The 18420-nt window shown below is 37.8% G+C and carries 16 protein-coding genes, 1 tRNA gene and 1 pseudogene; 12 read left to right on the forward strand and 6 right to left on the reverse strand.

What is annotated here, in order from left to right:
- The 7 genes and pseudogenes from AAEY62_RS19450 (at position 1) to AAEY62_RS19480 (ending at position 8837) form a co-directional block, all read left to right on the forward strand.
- Positions 1-77 (forward strand) — tRNA-Met (locus tag AAEY62_RS19450).
- 255 nt (positions 78-332) lie between these two features.
- The gene (locus tag AAEY62_RS19455; protein ID WP_007587018.1) at positions 333-947 is read left to right on the forward strand and encodes a trimeric intracellular cation channel family protein; all 615 of its coding nucleotides are present in this window, start codon (positions 333-335) and stop codon (positions 945-947) included.
- A gap of 34 nt (positions 948-981) precedes the next feature.
- A pseudogene (locus AAEY62_RS19460) lies at positions 982-1920 on the forward strand (YifB family Mg chelatase-like AAA ATPase); the annotation flags it as partial.
- Between the two features lie 94 nt (positions 1921-2014).
- Positions 2015-3262 (forward strand): tyrosine-type recombinase/integrase, encoded by a 1248-nt coding sequence (locus AAEY62_RS19465; protein ID WP_350544862.1) that lies wholly within the window; start codon positions 2015-2017, stop codon positions 3260-3262.
- Entirely contained in the window at positions 3262-5526 is a 2265-nt protein-coding gene (locus tag AAEY62_RS19470) for a hypothetical protein (protein ID WP_350544865.1), read from the forward strand. Before AAEY62_RS19465 ends, AAEY62_RS19470 begins: the two co-directional genes overlap by 1 nt.
- A gap of 12 nt (positions 5527-5538) precedes the next feature.
- On the forward strand, positions 5539-8298 hold the full coding sequence (locus AAEY62_RS19475) for a hypothetical protein (protein WP_350635847.1): 2760 nt from the start codon (positions 5539-5541) through the stop codon (positions 8296-8298).
- Positions 8299-8300: 2 nt separating this feature from the next.
- On the forward strand, positions 8301-8837 hold the full coding sequence (locus AAEY62_RS19480) for a hypothetical protein (protein ID WP_350544870.1): 537 nt from the start codon (positions 8301-8303) through the stop codon (positions 8835-8837).
- 28 nt (positions 8838-8865) lie between these two features.
- Here the strand turns inward: AAEY62_RS19480 and AAEY62_RS19485 are convergent, their stop codons facing one another.
- Positions 8866-9102, reverse strand: a complete 237-nt coding sequence (locus tag AAEY62_RS19485; RefSeq protein ID WP_350544872.1) for a helix-turn-helix domain-containing protein — start codon at positions 9100-9102, stop codon at positions 8866-8868.
- A gap of 100 nt (positions 9103-9202) precedes the next feature.
- Between AAEY62_RS19485 and AAEY62_RS19490 the strand changes: the two genes are divergently transcribed.
- From AAEY62_RS19490 to AAEY62_RS19500, 3 genes are all read left to right on the forward strand, one after another.
- The gene (locus AAEY62_RS19490) at positions 9203-9727 is read left to right on the forward strand and encodes a VspR family transcription factor (protein ID WP_350544875.1); all 525 of its coding nucleotides are present in this window, start codon (positions 9203-9205) and stop codon (positions 9725-9727) included.
- Positions 9724-11154 (forward strand): DEAD/DEAH box helicase, encoded by a 1431-nt coding sequence (locus tag AAEY62_RS19495; RefSeq protein WP_350544878.1) that lies wholly within the window; start codon positions 9724-9726, stop codon positions 11152-11154. The genes AAEY62_RS19490 and AAEY62_RS19495 overlap by 4 nt, the downstream gene beginning before the upstream one ends.
- An 88-nt stretch (positions 11155-11242) precedes the next feature.
- On the forward strand, positions 11243-11692 hold the full coding sequence (locus AAEY62_RS19500) for an Xre family toxin-antitoxin system antitoxin (RefSeq protein WP_350544880.1): 450 nt from the start codon (positions 11243-11245) through the stop codon (positions 11690-11692).
- 589 nt (positions 11693-12281) lie between these two features.
- Here AAEY62_RS19500 and AAEY62_RS19505 read toward each other — a convergent pair.
- From AAEY62_RS19505 to AAEY62_RS19525, 5 genes are all read right to left on the reverse strand, one after another.
- Positions 12282-13148 carry a hypothetical protein gene (locus AAEY62_RS19505; RefSeq protein WP_350544883.1) on the reverse strand — a complete coding sequence of 289 codons (867 nt, stop codon included), beginning with the start codon at positions 13146-13148 and terminating at the stop codon, positions 12282-12284.
- 22 nt (positions 13149-13170) lie between these two features.
- Positions 13171-14061: a hypothetical protein gene (locus tag AAEY62_RS19510; protein ID WP_350544884.1), complete on the reverse strand. Its 891-nt coding sequence runs from the start codon at positions 14059-14061 to the stop codon at positions 13171-13173.
- Positions 14062-14193: 132 nt separating this feature from the next.
- Complete coding sequence (locus AAEY62_RS19515; RefSeq protein WP_350544887.1) at positions 14194-14664, reverse strand: hypothetical protein; 471 nt, start codon at positions 14662-14664, stop codon at positions 14194-14196.
- Between the two features lie 223 nt (positions 14665-14887).
- Entirely contained in the window at positions 14888-15622 is a 735-nt protein-coding gene (locus AAEY62_RS19520; protein WP_350544889.1) for an endonuclease, read from the reverse strand.
- Positions 15623-15849: 227 nt separating this feature from the next.
- Positions 15850-16269: a hypothetical protein gene (locus AAEY62_RS19525; RefSeq protein ID WP_350544892.1), complete on the reverse strand. Its 420-nt coding sequence runs from the start codon at positions 16267-16269 to the stop codon at positions 15850-15852.
- A 229-nt stretch (positions 16270-16498) separates the two neighbouring features.
- On the opposite strand from AAEY62_RS19525, the gene AAEY62_RS19530 reads away from it, so the two are divergent.
- Together AAEY62_RS19530 and AAEY62_RS19535 are read left to right on the forward strand one after the other, a co-directional pair.
- Complete coding sequence (locus AAEY62_RS19530) at positions 16499-16915, forward strand: LexA family protein (protein ID WP_007583926.1); 417 nt, start codon at positions 16499-16501, stop codon at positions 16913-16915.
- Positions 16900-18159 carry a Y-family DNA polymerase gene (locus tag AAEY62_RS19535; protein WP_350544894.1) on the forward strand — a complete coding sequence of 420 codons (1260 nt, stop codon included), beginning with the start codon at positions 16900-16902 and terminating at the stop codon, positions 18157-18159. Before AAEY62_RS19530 ends, AAEY62_RS19535 begins: the two co-directional genes overlap by 16 nt.
- Positions 18160-18420 lie beyond the last annotated feature (261 nt).

Consider the following 18420-nt stretch of genomic DNA (forward strand, 5'->3'; position numbering starts at 1 on the left):
CGCGGGATGGAGCAGTCTGGTAGCTCGTCGGGCTCATAACCCGAAGGTCGTCGGTTCAAATCCGGCTCCCGCAACCACTGAAATAAATAAGAATGAAACGACACGCTTAAAGCGTGTTTTTTTATGCCTGAAATTTGATGAGTGTGGTGATTTAGCTTATAGGTTAAAGATAATCTTCACTGCATGAGGCATTCACTTCTCATAAGCGCAAGCTCCCGCCCCCTGAGATACACTTCAAAAATGTTATAAACTTCTTAAAATAAATCGTTATTACTTAAAACCTTGTTTGGTTTGTGTTAAAACGGCACAAATGTTTTTGGGTTGTTACAAATATGACTGAACTTTACCACTGGTTTGATTTAATAGGCATTGCGGTGTTTGCTGTATCGGGCACTTTGCTAGCGTACGAGAAAAAAATGGATGGCTTTGGGGTCGTAGTTTTAGCGACAGTAACTGCTATTGGTGGTGGTACAGTGCGAGATCTAATTTTAGATGTTCCTGTGTTTTGGTTACACGATCAAAGTTACTTTTTTGCCATACTCGCTTCAGTATTTGTTACAACACGCCTTATAAATAAACAAAAGCCGATACCTCATTATATTTTACAAACAGCGGATGCGTTTGGTTTAGCTTTTTTTGCAGTAATGGGGGCACAAAAAGCGCAGCTTGTTGGTATGCCCGATATGACTGCGGTAATTATGGCTGTAATTACAGGCTGCTTTGGTGGATTAATTCGAGATGTGCTTGCACGCGAGATCCCTATGCTATTAAAAGGTGAGCTTTACGCTATTACCTGTATAGCGGGTGGCACTGTTTATACGCTTGGCATTAGTTTTTCGTTAGTAACCGAAATGGCGATGGTATTAGGTATGTTAATGACCTTATTACTTCGTTTGGCTGCTATAAAATGGCAAATCACATTACACGTTTTTAAATATCCTGACTAAACTGGTGTAATCACACCATTTACTAGGATAAGGAATGTCGTTAGCTCGTATATTTTCTCGTGCTCAAGTGGGTATAAATGCCCCTGAAGTTATTGTAGAAGTTCACCTAGGAAATGGTTTACCTGCTTTTCATATTGTAGGCCTGCCCGAAGCGTCTGTTAAAGAGTCGAAAGACAGGGTACGTAGCGCACTCGAAAACTCACAATTTGGTTTTCCCGATCAACGAATAACTGTAAATTTAGCCCCTGCCGATTTGCCAAAAGATGGTGGACGGTTTGATCTTGCTATTGCGGTGGGTATTTTAGTCGCCTCTGGACAAATAGTGTGTCCTGATATTCATAAGTATGAGTTTTATGGGGAGCTTGCTCTTAATGGTGAGGTGCGTGGTGTAAACGCTATTTTACCTTCGGTACTTGCTGCAAAAGAGCAAGATCGCTGCTGCTTTTTACCTCTTGCAAACGACAGCCTAGCAAGCCTAGTTAATGGCGTTAAACGCAAAGCCGTAAGCTCTATTCAAGAAGTGTGGGGGGACTTACTTAATCAACAACCCTTACCATTAAATATAGAGTATCCCGACTGCACACAAGCCCCTGATTTTTTACTCGATTTAAGCGACGTGAAAGGTCAGCCCGGTGCAAAGCGAGTACTCGAAATTGCTGCAGCTGGCGGGCATAATTTACTATTTTTAGGTCCTCCAGGTACTGGTAAATCGATGCTGGCCCAGCGAATGGCAACTATAATGCCTACTATGTCGGACGATGAAGCTATTTCGACAGCTGCGCTTTACTCTATTATTGGACAATCTATAGATTTAACTAATTGGCGACAGCGGCCATTTCGTAATCCACATCATACGTGCTCAGCTGTTGCTTTGGTGGGGGGCTCTTCAAATCCCAAGCCTGGTGAAATTTCTCTGGCACACAATGGCGTACTTTTTTTGGATGAATTGCCTGAGTTCGAACGCAAGGTACTTTTAACGAGTACAAATTAAAATGTTAAATATGTATGGGTATTCGGGAGGTTATGCTATAGTAAAGTATGAGATGAGTTACATTTTATGTGTGTAGATGAAAAAGGTTATTCTTAAAAACTTTAAGCATGGATCTCGCACAATTGAAAAGCTCGATGTGTTTGTTGCCGATGATGATTGCCTTATCCTTATCCCTAGTTTTTATTCCTTACAACTGTACTATCACTTAAAGCATTACATACAGATAGATAAAAAATTAAAAAACGGAATAAATCAAACACAACTTATAGAATTAGATATTAGCAAAGTCACAGCTTCACAATACATATCACATTTAGATCGCTTTTTACGCTACTTACATCAGAGCGGCCAAGTAAGTCCAGATAAAAATTGGTTAATGCTAAATCACAATCTTCCCCCAGAAATCATTAATCATTATATTAATGATGTTTTTATATTGGAACAAAAGCACAGTATGACATCCGCAACACAGTGTGTATCAGCACTTTCCTCATATTACAATTACCTTACTAAGATAGGCTTAACATCATACAAGTCTCTTAGCATTGCACCTGGCAATAAAACGATTGCCAAAAAAAATACAATGCGTCGCGAAGCAGTTAAATACTTGCCACAAAGCACTCGCAACGCACTATATCGCCAGTGCACCACTATGCGTAACAAGTTGATATTGAAATGCGGATCAGAAGTCGGTACTAGAGCTAAAGAGATTGCAGGATTTTATTTAAACGATTTTGAGTATGGGCAAAAAACGCGTAAAGGCTTGCTCACTTTATTTGATGAAATGAAGGCGAATCCTAACCAAACGGTTTTTACATACTTTTTACCAGGTGTAAATAGTAAAGCTAAACCGGGCAAAGGAGGCATGTCCCGCAACCTGTATATTGAGGCAGGTCTATTAGAAGAAATGCAAGAATACTATCAACAAGAACGTCCAGTTAATTCAGAATCCAATGCGTTTTTCCTAAAAGTTGATAACAGCACCTATGGTGAATCGATCACTGAAGAACAGGCATCTAGCATATTCAAAAACGCAAAAGATAAGTTATTGCAGGTCCAAGATAGAGATAACGCACATACTTATAAAATACATAAAGACCATGTATTTCACGTTATGCGGCACAGTTTTGGTACTGATAAATTTTATGAGTACGCAAAAAATATCGGAAATGAAATCGACGCGATAACTGCAAACAGTGCAGTGATGATTCAAATAGCTGAACTACTAGGCCACTCATTAGCAGGTAAAGATAAAGGTTTAACAGTAACGCGAAGATATATACGTAGTGCAAGGGAAAAAATGTCAATGGAAGGGCTAATCTAATGGATGATACTGATATATTGAGCGGCCAAGAAGATGTGGATATGCTAACGGAAGAACAGCTATTACAAGAGGACTTCCTGCGCGCACAAAAAACCACACCAATGCCTATTATTTATACACGTATTGTGCTGCCAAAAAGTTTTGGTATACGCCAGTCCTATAATATCTTTGAGTGCACCAACGAACATGCCGATGCCAAATTGTTGTTTCGTTGCCTTGCTGTTGTATTACATGATGTGCAAACTCATTCGAATAATTACAGCTCTACAAAATTGAGATTTATATCTCTGGGGATATTAAGCTTTGTCCCCTGGCTGAACGAGCACAGAATTGACAATAGCAACCGAGCGAAAGTTGTTAAGGATTTCGAAACCTTTCGAGTCAATGAGTGTCGCGTAAAACCGCAATCTTCAAATGCTTTAGCTATATTAAATACCCTTAAGGTTTGCTTGGGCTTGAAGAGTTTCCAAAGTACGCTGTCACAATCAGAAATAGCGTATATACGGACAATAGTTAATAAAACTAAGTTGTCGAAAGAGGCCGAGCCTCAACAAATTACCCTTACGAACTACTTTGGTCAAATGCAGTGGTTACGTGAATATATGGATAATGACTTGTTCAATCGTGTTGCAAGTCCTAAGGCATTGATGAATTCATTTTCTATTACAGTTGCGGCTCTGATGCTGGAAGCTCAGCAATTACTTAATGAGCTAGAATTGTATTGTCTTGAAAATAAAATAACCACAGGCATGCTGAGCATAGAACGCACGATAAAAGATGATTCAAGCCACCAACGTGCACTACTGAGGCATTTAATTAATATTTTTTGCGAGAATTTCAGCAGTGAAACGCCAGATTGCATAAAAGTATTGCTGTTTGATTTATCTAACTCTAGTGCTTATGAAGATAATTTAAAGCGTTTAAAGAATGGGATGCGGGTAGTAAAGCAGCCTATTAAGAGTGATATTGTTACAGTCACTAATACAGCCAAAGCTTTGTTTAATTACGACATCATAATGGCTATAGTGGAGCGTGCTGAGCAAAAAACACGTAAGGTAACCCCAATTACTCCAATACCAGTGACCGAACTTGAGCAAATATGTTTTATGTGGTTGATGGCATGGCAAGCGGTACAGCCTAGCGATATACCCAAGCTTTTACGAAGCGACTTTCGTTTTATGGAGCGCAACGATGGCTCTGTCACTCATATTAGCTGTGAATACTACAAAAGCCGAGCTCATAACTACAAAGAGATACCTTTGCTAGCGACTAGCGACATTGAGGGGAAAGCGATATTAAACTACATAAGCCGAAAAACATTGAATAGTGACGCAGATGGTACGCTTTTAAGTATACCCAATTTATATAAGCAAAAAGTATGCGGGCCTTTTACTTTTATTAGCAACATATTCAAATTGGCAGCCTTCTCTATAATTCATACCAAAATATTGCACCAGCTTGGTAAACGCGACACAACCTCGGTGTTTCTCGACTGTATAAATGCCATGACGTCTCATGGCATTACAAAGAGTTTATGGAATAAGAGTAACTTGAAAGATAATCCCTGTGGATCATTTCTTGCTCAAGCCGGTACTCCTCTTTCTTTGAGTTGGTTTGGTCTCGCTGCTGTTAAAAATTCGTCTATACACTCACGTTCAGATAAATACCGCGTCGGTCACCTAGTAAATTATAATTCACATGAAAATGAAATAGAGCGTGATAGATACATGACAGCAGAGAATCAAGAATGGTTAAATAACTGCGGTAGAGTAACCCGCTCGGTGATGAATGATTTAGCGATTAATGTATTAAGCCCGTCCAGTGATTTAGTATTTAACGGAGATTTTACCCAGGCGCTGGAAGTCATTAATGATAAGAAGAATGATGTGCTATCGCGGTTAAAGCTAGTTACAGAAACTACAGGTAAGGTGAATGAGTTAGGCATGGTTAAAGGACATGAATCAGATGGGGGTGCTTATCCTGATACCCTTTATTTACTAGATACACCAGAAACCTATGTACAAATGCAACATTACGTTACAGAAGCAAAAAGATCATACAAACAACTGCTTATGAGTAACCCCGTTTTTCTTGAATATACTGTGCTACCCACTTGTGAGTGGATAGAAGTAATACTCAATGCATCTAATCTAAAAATACCAAACGAAAAAGGTTTCAGTCAAAAAACTGTAAAAGCAGGGGATGTTATGTACAAAACATATCAGGCTCATCTACTTCCGTTGTTTACTGCCCAATTAACTTAAAAGGAAAAGGATATGCTATTAACCCAAGCAAAACCTCTTTTATCAAACTGTAACGGATTATTACAACATCTAAATGATGAACTGATGATGCTTACACCCATTGATGGCACTAAATTTGACTCAATGATTTGGAAGTTTAATTATAATACGGAAGTAAGAACACTAGATTTTTCACTATTTGACTCCCCTTATGTCAAATTTATTGAAACAATAGAGTTGGTATTTGATGAATATAAGTACCAAATCACAAGTGTCGAATTGGCGAAAATTATTTTTTTATCAACTGCCTCTTCAAGTAGCTCTGGTGCTTATGTTCTAGGCTTTAATCAGCTTACGCGTATTTTTGCCTTTTTCACTGAGAGAAAGATAATTTGTTTGGAATCCAACGAAAACTATCAGGCAATGTTTCAGTACTTGTTGACGATGGATGTAAGAAGCTCAGGGGTTAAGCAGCGTTTTTCAAGCTTTTCCTATGCAGCTGCTTTTAGTATTAGTATAGATAAAATACGAAATGCCTTAGATCTTTATGGTATTGAAGGGATACTATCTCCTATCCCAGAATTTCATCTCAAAAAAGCACTAAGTTCGGCGGTCGAAGTGGTGACTGGACTCACTCTTACCGACTATAAGGCTGGAGGCTCATTTAACTTCTTAGGCCTAGCAATAGGCCGCCACTATATAGATTGTTGTAGCGAGTATTTTGAGCAAAATTATCCGCTAGCCAAAACATTGCATTTATGTTTACAAGAGTTACCTGAACTTATTCAGAAAGTATTTGAACACCAAATGGGCAGCCGGCTAAAAGTTGAAAGGCATCTGATAACTCATATTGGAGCAGAGCTTACAGGTCGAAATATTTTAACAGCTCCGTTCTTAATAAGCAGCGGCAGACAAAAGGGTCAATTTGTAATTACCAAGGAGAGGTGTAAGTTAATTCAAAGGGTAACTCATGACTATTTCAAGAAAAAATATCAGCTAGTTCATGAGGAAACAATCTTGTTGAGTGAGCAGGGGTTGGCATTATTATCAAAAAAACTCGAGTTACCTAATCGCTTTGATAGTTTCGAGTTCTTGCGTACCATGTTGTTAACCGATTTAATAAACACTCCATTGCCACGAGGTCCCGAGGCGTTATTAAAACAATATTGTGCGACCTTGAAAGGCAAACGCCAGATTACTTTAATTCAGTTTTTGAAAGCCTGCACTGAGACTAAAAGGCAGTTGTTGGCGAAAATACCGAAAAATAAACAAAATTTAGAGCAGCTACTCCATCAGGCTAACATCCTCCAATCTAATGGTGGCCATGGAATCCGAGAACTTCTTGGTAATGTAGAAGCTTCTGGCTGCACCTTAATGCTTTCTCTCACAGGATGGCGAGCCAGCGAATATGATTTCCCACTGTCAGCCATTACCATTAAAAACAACGAAGATATCCTTGATAGCACTTACAACCCGTTTCGCTTTATGCTCAACTGGGTTGTGCCAAAGACTAATGGTAAGACTAAGTTAGATCGTGAAATTACCTTGTCTGCGTACTTGCTTGCCTTTCAGCTCAATTACTTTAATGGGGAAAGTAACGTTGCGCCATGTCTCTATTCCTTAGGAAAAATCACCCCAGATGTCCACCTATCATCGAATATGTTTCCTTATCGTGTGATACGCATGTGGGCTCATTTTGTACATTACTACACTCCATTTAAAGAATTGAAAAGGTTAGACTACTTAAAACAAATAGATGTACTAAGTGAAGGTGAGCGTTTGGAATTCACCAGATTAACTCAAACATATCCAGACAATGCTTATACGGCGGACTTTCGTCACACAATGCAAAAAGTGACTAATGAGTTACCAATCTTACAAGTATCAGGTCTGTTTGCCAGAAATAAAAACAGCAAGCCAGCTCATAATTTATTTGGTTTTGTCAAAGGAACGTTAAATATCGATGAAATTGATATATGGCAGAAGAAGATGGATCCATTTCTGAAACAAAAGCTAAATGAGTTAACCATCAATAGCCCATCCGATTTGCCGAAGGATTTAGTGAGAGCCTGTACGACAAGTGTCCTTAAAAACTGTGCTTACCCTACACCGCATGCTTTTAGGCATATCTGGGCAGAAGCAGTACTGAGAAGATACTCTGGCGATGTCGGTTGGTTTATTCGCTCGCATTTTAAACACCTCGATGAGCGCTTTTTTATGCGTTACCTGAGACTGAAAAACTTTAAAGATATTCATGATATTGCTAAACGAGCAGTGATAAGTAGCATTGTCAAAATGCACATGTTGACATTGCGTGACGAACAGCGTGCATACGCAGGAAAATTTGATGTGCTAATGCGGCGTCTTGGTAAAGCAACTAAAGTACTATCCTTAGAGCAGCTAGCCGAAGTCGCAGACCAATTTACAGCTACCGAAGTCATCGATATAACCGCTAATGCTTGGAATAACTGTATTGTCAGAGGTACCACGGAGAAGCAAGCCAAGTGTGCCATAGATAGCGAACCTCAAGCGCAGAATGCTGATCCTTCATTGTGCCTCGGTTGCATCAATAGTAATGTCGATGATGGTCATGTGATTGGGATCATGTTGCATGTCGAAAACCATGTGAATATACTTAAAGATCCGAAGCTTCCAGAGTTTTTTAAAATGAAATCGAAATCAACTGTGAGCGAAGCTAAAAAGCAGTTTTTGCAATTAAAGCGTAATAGCGCCAGCAATAAATACGACAATCATATTCAGTATCTTGATGATGCTTTAGTTATTGGAGGTTAGCAATGGAGTTTAACGACTTGCTCGCTCAATCTGTCGGACAAGATAAAGATAAGACTAGAGAGTTACCTAGTTGGGTTTCAGAAGATAACGCATCGCTTGCGGCTTATGACACAATTAACAGCATAAAAAAAGAAAAGTATGCGTATATAAATAAGCACAAAACAGTTTCTAAATTTCGCACGAACAAGACCTTTCAAGTGCAGAAATCAGAGGTAGCCAAGGCGATAGGAGCTACAACTCAAGCATTATTTTATACTAGTAGTTACTCCGAAGAGCTGCTAACTTTTCTTGAAGGTAATGAAGAGGCTGATGGAACTAGAAGTGGTGGTATCAACAGTGAGCTGATGAAACGTAAAGATGAGCGCATAGCAAAGCCTAGGACAGGTATAGCGTCTTTATCTAGGCCTAAAGTCAATGCTAATGCAACAGCAGCAAATAAGCGTATTAAAGATTTAGAAGCACAAAATGCGGCAGACCAATTAGCATTAGCAATTACTAAGTTACCGCTGAATGTGCGCGTAAAGCTTAAGCTTATATAAGCAAACTATGGAAAGCCCAGTACTTTAATTAATCTAAGCTAAGTTTATACATCAATCTTGGAGGCATTATGTCTTCAAATTCACAATTTAACGCATTAGCTAGCTTGTATAATGTCTCTAGCTTAATATTCACATTACCTCTTTCCATTTTTCCATAGTTACCGCGCTCTATACCGACATAGGCGGCAAAACCTTCTTGCGAATAGCCAGCTTCTTTACGTTTTTCACGTAGCTTTTCACCAAAATATTTAATTAAATCACTCACCTGATTTTCCTCAAGGTAAAATGATTAGATTTTCATGTTGAGCGCTTAACTACCACGCCCTATAATACCCATTATTATAAGAAGCTTATTAGGATTTACTTTGAAATTTGACCCTCTTGTAGCTCAAATTATTGTTGCACCAAATTTTGATAACTTTACAACAAGTGATGTACGCTCGGCGTACTTAACATTAAAAAATGATTTTTCTTTAGTACCTACAGCAGTTAGACGAAGTATATATGCCGAACTACTCAAGCTTGTTAAAAAAGGTTGGTTAAAAAAGGTGGTATCAAATAAAAAAGGATTTACGCGATTCAATAAAACAGAGAACTTTAACGTTGAGGTAATTACTCACTTAGCTAGTGCAATGTCTATTACTATTGCAGAAAAAGCTGATAATAAACACGTACTGTTACTTGGTAAGTTAAATCATTACAAAGCCGAGTTATTATTAAATCTGGGGGAGTCTGAGGCATATAAAGAGCTTTATTTGGAGTCACCCGAACTGGTAGATGAACTTCAGCCACAATACAACAAAGCGAGAGACAACAATACAAGAATACTTGGCAAGATTAGAGCGATCGAAGGCTTACTGAAGCAAAACGAAGCATTAGATAAAATATGAAACTAAGACTATGGCAAGCCGAATGTATTAATTTAGCGCTTACACAATACCAGAACGGCAATAGCCACTTTTTAGCCTTGGCAACTCCTGGGGCGGGTAAAACTTTGATGGCTTCGGAATTAGCTAACCAGTTATTAAAAAATAATATGGTCGATTTAATTATTTGTTTTTCCCCGTCTTCGATTGTATCTCAAGACTTTAAGGAAAGCTTACAGCTAAAAACGAATGAACGATTTGATGGGCTTATTGGCGCTAAAGGTAGAGCTTTAACGTATCAAAGCTTACAGTATTTAGATGTGCACTTTTGGCAGCTATTTGAACAATATCGAGTTTTTGTAATATTTGATGAAATTCATCATTGTGCAGGCTCTAATATTGATAATGCTAATGCGTGGGGTGAGCAGATAATACTTAACATTCAAAATAAAGCACAATGCACATTAGCTTTAACAGGCACTCCTTGGCGCTCTGACGCTGCTCCTATTGTTCTTTCATCATATCAGCAGCCTAACAACAAAATAGCGTGTGACTATGTTTACGGGCTTTCTGAGGCTATTGGAGATAATGTTTGTCGGGTTCCACAAATAATAGCTGTTGATAATAGCCGCATTACAGTTGTAGATGACGCTGAAACCAAAACATTTAACTGCTTTAAAGCGTTATTAAACGACTCTGGCGTTTCTTATCAAGAAATTATTGAAAATGAAGCGGTAATAAAATACATGATTTCTTCCGCTCAAAAAAAGCTGACTTCAATTAGATTGAAAAACTCCGATGCAGCGGGATTGATTGTTGCGGCATCTGTTGAGCATGCCCATCAAATCTCTATATTAATGCGGACTTACTTTGACGAGGATAGCGTTGTAGTGACCTACCGAGAAAGTGAACCTACAAGTATTATTCAGCAGTTTAGACATGCGCACAGTAAATGGATTATTTCTGTTGGTATGATTAGCGAAGGTACAAACATCCCTCGTTTGCAGGTTTGCTGTCATCTTACAAACATAAAAACAGAAATGCATTTTAGGCAGATATTGGGTCGTATACTAAGGGTTACTAACTCTAAAAACCAAGAAGCCATTATGTATATGCCTGCCGAGCCTAAACTTTTAGAATACGCGTATAGAGTTAATCAAGATGTTCCATTAGAAGCTGATGTAGTTAAGTTTGAAAAAATTGAAGCTACTGCAGAAGACATTTCAGATAAAAACTCAAGAGATATTACTTTTAATAAACAAAGTAAAAAACCTTCCAAAGCTCAGTTTGATTTTGATAACTTTGCTGACTTTTTTGATCAGCCAGTTATGAGCAATAGGCCTGAAGCGACAGAGGAGCATTTTTTAACCGGTGCCTATGAGCGAATTATTAATATATCAGGCCGCTTTCAGCAAGAGGCTATTGCTTTGGGGTTAAGTGAATTGCGGTAAATACGCTAGAATTTACCTTAAGTAGACCTCTACAGGTAACATCGATTTCAGTTACGCGAGGAAATATAACTTAATTTAAGGTGTTGCTATGTATAGCTTCTCAGAAATTCATAAAAAAATAGACTTTATAGAGATTTTAACCAATAGAAAGATCAGTCAAAAATCAAGTCATCTAGAGCAAATTAACTTTATACATCAAGGTGTAGATATCAAAAATGCTGAGCGTTTAAGAATAGAGTTAGGCTGGGGTATACGAGCATTTTCTTCAGCTATTAGAACTAGCAATAGCTCATATTTACGCTATAAAAAAGAATTAAAGCCTTTAAATACCACTTTAAGTGAAAGTACATTTGAAATTGCAAAAGTCTACTCTTTTTGTCTTGATTACTTTGAAAATATAGAACGTTTTAATATTTGGTTAAATACCCCTTCACTCCAATTCGACTCTAAAAAACCTTTAACATTTATAGATACTATAGCTGGCCGTGAATTAATTAAAAATACCGTAAACAGGCTCGAATATGGATATAACGCCTAAAAGTAAAGTGCCTTAGGGCGTGATGCGCATAGTCATCAGACTGCAATATCTGAAGCCAATATCTGTCCCTTTGGTTAATTTAACAAGAAGCCATCACTTTTAGAGGTTAGTAAATTGATTTGATGTCGGAAGACAATAATGTTTGAAACTTTTTTGCCTTCCCAGTCCGTTCCTTTCGTGTCAATAGAAGGTATGTATGACAATAAAGATCAAAACTTAGATTCAATCAACGTGCCTATCCAAAGAAAAATTGTGACAACAAAGATTGAAACTCACTTTTGGACAAAAACGCTTTAGAGCCGAATGACAGCTCTGTGCGTGTTGTTAGAGGCACGGATCTTCGGAGCTTCAGGAACATTGGCAAGCTCTATTTCAAACTCCCAATAGGCGCCTTCAAGGTGGTAAACCTCAGTGGCGTTATTGGCTTTGTTTAAATGGGATTGGCTATTGGGCACTAACGTAAAGTTAGAGAGCTTAGGTCATTTGGATAAGGGGAGTAATTGCATCGTTACCAAGTTTCATAATAAAACACTGGTAACGAGTATAAAATTTAGTGGGCGAGCTTTCGGCTGGAAAGGGGTTTACATAGTTAAAGTAGCTTACGCTCTTTTAGCTCTGAAAGTACTTGTTCAGATAATGAATCAAGCCAATAAACTTCTTTCATTTGCCTACATGTTAAACCAGCTATCTCGAGAAATACAAGCTCAGAATATTTTCTCTCTTCTTCCTTAGCTGTTTTATATAAGTGGAAAGCTATCTCAGTGAACATTAACCAAGAAAAGATGGTTAGTTTAGAAAATAAAGTAATTTCAAGAATACTCTTATATTCAATACTTTTTATTTTCATCATAAACATCGCGATGGATTTAATTTTATCAATAAAATAAAAAGTTTCTTCAGAATACAACATATCAATATGCTGTAGATTCTTTTTATTTTTTTCAATAGGTTTGACTTTGGTAAACACAAAGTAACTGAAGAGGAACTCTTCAAAAGGTATTGTTTTCATATTTTCTAGGTAATAATCATCAATTACATTCCGTGTTCCTTGATCCAAATTAACAAACTCTATCCTATTATCAGTCTCGAGAATTTCAACATCATTTTGAAGGCGTAATTTTGCTTGATATGCAATTTCAAAAACAGCATCCTTTATAACTCTAAAATTCTGCGTGTCAGACTGTTCTGTAAGTGCCTTTTTGGTAGCTGCGAGTTCTCTACGATTATCCTTCCAAACAAAATACAATAAAAAAACAGACACAGTAGACAAAATTGGGGTTGCAACGCCTGTGAATATTGTCGCAGTATCAACCCAAGTTTTAAATTCTCTAGATGGCGAAAATTCAAAAAAATATCCGAATGTGCTGCCAACACCTAAAAGTACACTTAGCGCTATTATCATTATGATCTTGAGAAACTCACTCTCTTTTCTTTGTAAAGCTTCTTGTTTAGTCATTTAAAACTTTCTCGCTCAATTGTTAATCAATTAATTTTATTACATTCAAAGTTTTTTCAGAGTTTTCATAAGTCAGTTTAATAAGCTGTTCAGCAACAATTGATTCGAAATTGTAATAAAACTCTTCAACATATCTGTTTTTATTTATTTTATTTGCTTCTTCTATTTTTTTTATTAGTAAGTCAAACATCACAAATTCTCTAATTTTATTTTCCCCTTGGTATAAGATGTAACAAATAAGATAACGAGCAATTTCTTTAGGGTAGCCTACACGATGTTCTAAGTTACGATAAAGCTCCACTTCAGATTTAACTTTAGCATGCGAGGATGCCAATATTTGGTTCAAGGAAAAGTTATACTGGCTTAGATATTTTAAAACACACATATATGTATTTGTTAAAGGATCGAGTTGCTTATTTTGAACATAGTCATTTTTAAATTCATCAGAAATATTGCTATAAATTTTAACTAATATTGACTGGTCTAGAGTAGATAGCAATAGGTTGCTTAATGAGAAAATGTCATCAGTATTAATACTATATTTTTTTTCAGTAAACCTCTCATTCAACTGACTTGTTCTCCTGGCAAAAATTGATAAATCATCCCTCATTGATTGACTCTTGATTTGATTTTCTAAAGTATTATTGTTTTTTTGAAACTCTTTTTTGCTAGATATCCACGTGAGCCAAATCAATATAACGCTCGCAAGTAGTAAAATTGGAGTTAATAGCCCATTAATAATTGAAGCAGTAGTAGACCAGTTCGCTGCATGATGCTCAGTAAGGTTTTTTGGGATTTCCCACGTAAAATAAGGAAAGTGTATACTGTAAGTAATTATAACCCCTGCTATAGCCAATAAAGTTAAGCCCAATACACAGTAGCCAATAAATAAATCGCTGTCTTTTTTACTCATCAACATTCCCTCGCTTTAAAACTCCTTTTTACACCAATCTCAACCACTTAACAACTAAGCTGCACCACGTACTGCACGAATAATCGCCCCATTTTCTTGAATGTTAGCCACCACAACTTGGCGTGCTATGTCTTAGCCAACGGATTGCGATTTTTGCTCATTAGCACCGCCTTGCACAGTAATTTGGTTGGTTATATGTATACTTACACCACCAGAGCCGGCACCATCATTAGCCGCACCGCCTGCGTTATAACGCCTCGCTATTTGGCTGATTTCAGTATTTTGTTTAGGGCTTAATACACGCTCACCACGTTGTAATACATAGGTAGATTCATTCGGCACATAGTCTAAACCACCGTGTGCAATCCCCGCCGGTTGTTGGGCTTTGATTTGGCGTACTTGTTGTAAACCCATCATCACTGCTGCCGCAGCTGCAACACCACCCAAAACAGGCCCTACAATAGGAATAAGGGCCAAAGACGTATAGGCTACAGTTGCACCTTGGTATGTATTTATAACAGCTTGGGCAATGGCAAACGCTTTATAGGCCTTAAAGGCTGTTTTACTTTGTCCAGCCATTGCTTTAAAAGTAGTGGCCCCCAAGCCAACAATAGCGTTGGATTTTTCAGTTTCTGTTTTTTCTCAAAGTTGGAAAAGCCGAGAGTCAAATATGACTTCAGATATCAAAACTTTTGACTGACCGGTTATCGCTCAAAGCTGCTCATTCTGAATTAAAAACTAACTAATAAAAGCTGAGGGTTTCACGTTGATCACTAAATTGATTATTAATTCTAAGCTTTCATAAATCATGATTAAGATGATATGTTTAAAGGCCTCTACTCTCACAGCGACTTTTTACTACATCATTTTGATTCTTTTGTAGCTTTGAAATTTTTTCTGCTCTAGTACATTCCCAAGCATCTACAGGATACATTTTATCCCACGCATTCATTAGCTGGCGTTGTGATTTACTCATGCTGTATCGTTTATAGGTGTTCTCCATATACAGATAAGTACGCGCAATTTGCCCTCTAGCCATTTCAGGTGGCTCAGCTTTGCTGTTATCAATTTTCATCGCACAACGCCCAAAATCGCTTTTAGCCGCAGGAAGCATAGTAAAGTTATGATTGCTTCTCAGAGCATTCACAGCGCCCATGGCCGGATAAAGGTTAAACATATCAGCTTGCATAAAACGGTATTCTGTATTTACTTTTTCAGCACACCTTCGACCTTTAAATGACTTCCCCTTACTATTTACACACTGCTTATGGCCATCTCGCCATTCGCTAAAAGTACGACCAAAGTTTTCTGCTGGAACAACGTGCTCCCATTCAATTTTTTCTGCTCGTTTGATGTACTTTGTTGTAGAAAAGCCCTCCGGTGCGGTTACTCTTTTACTAGCGTCAAATGTCGCTCCACAATAAAGTGTAATGCGGTGATTGTTATAAACCTGCTTTTCTAGAAGTCGTTTAGCTTTGCTAAATGAGTCGATTTCTTGATTTGCTGAAGAGGTAGCTGAGAAAATAAGTGTTGCTAACAGTGAAATTGTGGATGCTTTCATTATGATTCTTGGTACCTATTTCGGTTTAAATATGTCACATATAATAAATGAGTTAATAAGCTAGATCTCATTTGTGGTGACTGATAATTTTAATTTGTAGAACTCAAATATTATGCTTTTAAAATTTAATGGGAAAGCTACTTCCCAGTCCATGTATTGTCATTTTGATACTGTCCAGAGCAAGCGCTGTTATATGCAAATTGGCCCGTAGACTTATCTCGACAGCGCTAGACTAAGTTGTAGTTACCATCATAAAACTGGTCCCATGCATAACCAGAAGAATAGTTATTTGACCCGCCAGCTCCTGCCGCAGCAACAGCTAAAACGACGACACCTACCGCAACGACAGCAGCAACAACGCCTTGAGCGATTTCTTTTCTGTCTTGTGCAGCTAATATCTCACATTTGTATTGAGTGAGTGCTCTATATTTAACTTCTCTGTTAAGCGCGAAGATATAGTTCGCTTCATCAGTATTTTCGGTGGTATAACTTTTAGCGAGGATATCTTTATCATCAAGGTAGTTTCGACACACTTGAGCATCTGTTAATTCAGAGTCACCGGCAATGATGGCGTGTCTAGAGGCTGAACAGCCAGTAATAACGCTAAGTATTAGAAAAGATGCAATAGTGTTTTTAACTAAAGTCATTAGTAAGTTATTCCATAATTAAAATAAGCTTTGAGTAAGCTCATAATTCCTTTGTGAAATTTTAACAAACCGATGGTAATTTTACTAATTGTTATTAAAGGGGTTTTTCATCTTTAAGCCTAAAACATGCTTATATCAGCTCTAATAAAACTATCGTCTCACAAAAAGAACCTTGGCATAATTTAAACCTTAAATTAAACTGTATATATAAACAGTGTTTGAGGTGTGTATGTTCGTTATTCCAATTTTTATAGAAGCAGGCATTACCGGCTTTGAATCTCCTGCCGCAGAATATGTAGAGCTCGGTATTTCAATCGATGAACTAATCATTAAACACCCGAATGCTACTTTTATTGGTATCGCTTCTGGGCAATCCATGCAAGAAGTAGGAATATTCGATGGTGACTTACTAGTCATTGATAGAGCTGAGGATGTAAGTACCGGCGATATTATTGTTGCTAGTTATAACGGTTCGTTTGTTTGTAAAATCATAGATAAATCGAAACGCTTACTTATCTCTGCCTCTAAAGATTATAAGTCTGTTTATATCTCTAATGATGACGACTTTAAGCTCGAAGGCGTCGTTACTGCTAGTATCCGCCTACACAGAAATAAAGCTGAGGTGAATCGATGTTTGCCCTCGTAGATGCAGTGGCATTTTATGCCAGTGCGGAGAAGGTATTTGACCCATCCATTCGCTTTAAACCTGTTGTTGTTCTAACAAATAACGATGGGTGTATTTGTGCCATATGCCCTATTGCTAGAAAGCTTAATATCCCGAAATTTGAACCTTACTTCAAAATTAGACCCTATTTAGAGCAGCATAATGTCGTTGTGCGCTCTTCAAATTATGAACTCTACGCTGATTTGAGTGAAAGAATGATGACGGTCATAAATCGTTTTTGTGATGACCATTATGTTTATAGTATTGATGAGTCATTTTTACGTTTTACTGGTTTTTCTAGAATTATTAATGACTGGGCTGACTACGGACACACAATACGACGAGCTGTATGGCGCGAAACTGGTTTGCCTGTTGGTGTCGGCTTTGGTATTACGCCTACGTTAGCTAAAGCAGCCAACCATGCGGCGAAAAAACTCTCTGGTTATAACGGGGTTGCTGTTATTAATGATGATATCTCACGGCAGGAAGTCCTTATGCGTATGGATGTTACCGATGTCTGGGGTATTGGCTCTCGACTCGGTAAAAAACTCAAGGTGATGGGAATTAAAAGTGCATGGGATTTAGCGAATCAAAACCCTAAAGAAATGCGACGTATGTTTAGCGTTGTTGTTGAGAGGACTGTGAGTGAGCTTAACGGCATCGCCTGTTTAAGTTGGGATGAAGTAAAACAGAATAAAAAAGAAATCTACTCAACGAGAAGTTTCGGCGAAAGAGTAAGTGACTTAAATACATTAAAATCAGCCCTCGTAACACACGCAGCGATTGTTGGCAGCAAACTAAGGAAACAGCAGTCATTAGCAAAACGACTCGTGATATTCGCTGCAAGCTCGCCACACGAAGACGTGTATTATAAGAAATCGTTGCTCTATGATTTTCCTATACCTACATCAGATACCAGTGTTATAGCCAATGCTGTTTCAGATGTTATTGATGATATTTTTAAGGCTAACACGCGCTTTTATCGCTGCGGTATTGGCGCAATAGAATTAGAAGGTGAGTTATTTCAACAAGCAGATATGTTTTCTGTAAGTAAAGATAACCCAGAAGTAATGGCGTGTTTGGATGCTATAAATAAACGTTATGGGGTCGGCACTTTATCTTTAGGAAGTGAAAAGCTCACAAAATCATGGAACATGAAACGGGCTTTTTTATCGCCCCATTACACAACCCGCTGGTCAGATATTCCAATCATAGATTGTGATTGAACTGGGTTAGAACCATCAAATATTGAATGTGGTAACAGTGTATTTAGTTTATAAGGTTACAGGAAATCTTTATTGGAATTTCTTAATTAAAACCCTTTTTGCCTTGTGTAGCGCTACAGTATTTTGAATTTAGACCCACTTTAGTTATATCTATGACTCCTTTCTTCAGGTTAGCTTGTTTAGATGTTACCAGCAATGCAAAAATGATCCACTTCAACAATTGAAATCTGATCCAGTTAACTTAACACTGGTGCTTTTCGG

The sequence above is a fragment of the Pseudoalteromonas sp. GW168-MNA-CIBAN-0100 genome (assembly GCF_040309225.1).
GTDB lineage: Bacteria > Pseudomonadota > Gammaproteobacteria > Enterobacterales > Alteromonadaceae > Pseudoalteromonas > Pseudoalteromonas arctica.

What these genes read in the sequence shown, in the direction of transcription:
- AAEY62_RS19455 (WP_007587018.1), top strand. Translation starts at nt 333, where the DNA reads ATGACTGAACTTTACCACTGGTTTGATTTAATAGGCATTGCGGTGTTT.
- AAEY62_RS19465 (WP_350544862.1), top strand. Translation starts at nt 2,015, where the DNA reads ATGAAAAAGGTTATTCTTAAAAACTTTAAGCATGGATCTCGCACAATT.
- AAEY62_RS19470 (WP_350544865.1), top strand. Translation starts at nt 3,262, where the DNA reads ATGGATGATACTGATATATTGAGCGGCCAAGAAGATGTGGATATGCTA.
- AAEY62_RS19475 (WP_350635847.1), top strand. Translation starts at nt 5,539, where the DNA reads ATGCTATTAACCCAAGCAAAACCTCTTTTATCAAACTGTAACGGATTA.
- AAEY62_RS19480 (WP_350544870.1), top strand. Translation starts at nt 8,301, where the DNA reads ATGGAGTTTAACGACTTGCTCGCTCAATCTGTCGGACAAGATAAAGAT.
- AAEY62_RS19495 (WP_350544878.1), top strand. Translation starts at nt 9,724, where the DNA reads ATGAAACTAAGACTATGGCAAGCCGAATGTATTAATTTAGCGCTTACA.
- AAEY62_RS19500 (WP_350544880.1), top strand. Translation starts at nt 11,243, where the DNA reads ATGTATAGCTTCTCAGAAATTCATAAAAAAATAGACTTTATAGAGATT.
- AAEY62_RS19505 (WP_350544883.1), bottom strand. Translation starts at nt 13,148, where the DNA reads ATGACTAAACAAGAAGCTTTACAAAGAAAAGAGAGTGAGTTTCTCAAG.
- AAEY62_RS19510 (WP_350544884.1), bottom strand. Translation starts at nt 14,061, where the DNA reads ATGAGTAAAAAAGACAGCGATTTATTTATTGGCTACTGTGTATTGGGC.
- AAEY62_RS19520 (WP_350544889.1), bottom strand. Translation starts at nt 15,622, where the DNA reads ATGAAAGCATCCACAATTTCACTGTTAGCAACACTTATTTTCTCAGCT.
- AAEY62_RS19525 (WP_350544892.1), bottom strand. Translation starts at nt 16,269, where the DNA reads ATGACTTTAGTTAAAAACACTATTGCATCTTTTCTAATACTTAGCGTT.
- AAEY62_RS19530 (WP_007583926.1), top strand. Translation starts at nt 16,499, where the DNA reads ATGTTCGTTATTCCAATTTTTATAGAAGCAGGCATTACCGGCTTTGAA.
- AAEY62_RS19535 (WP_350544894.1), top strand. Translation starts at nt 16,900, where the DNA reads ATGTTTGCCCTCGTAGATGCAGTGGCATTTTATGCCAGTGCGGAGAAG.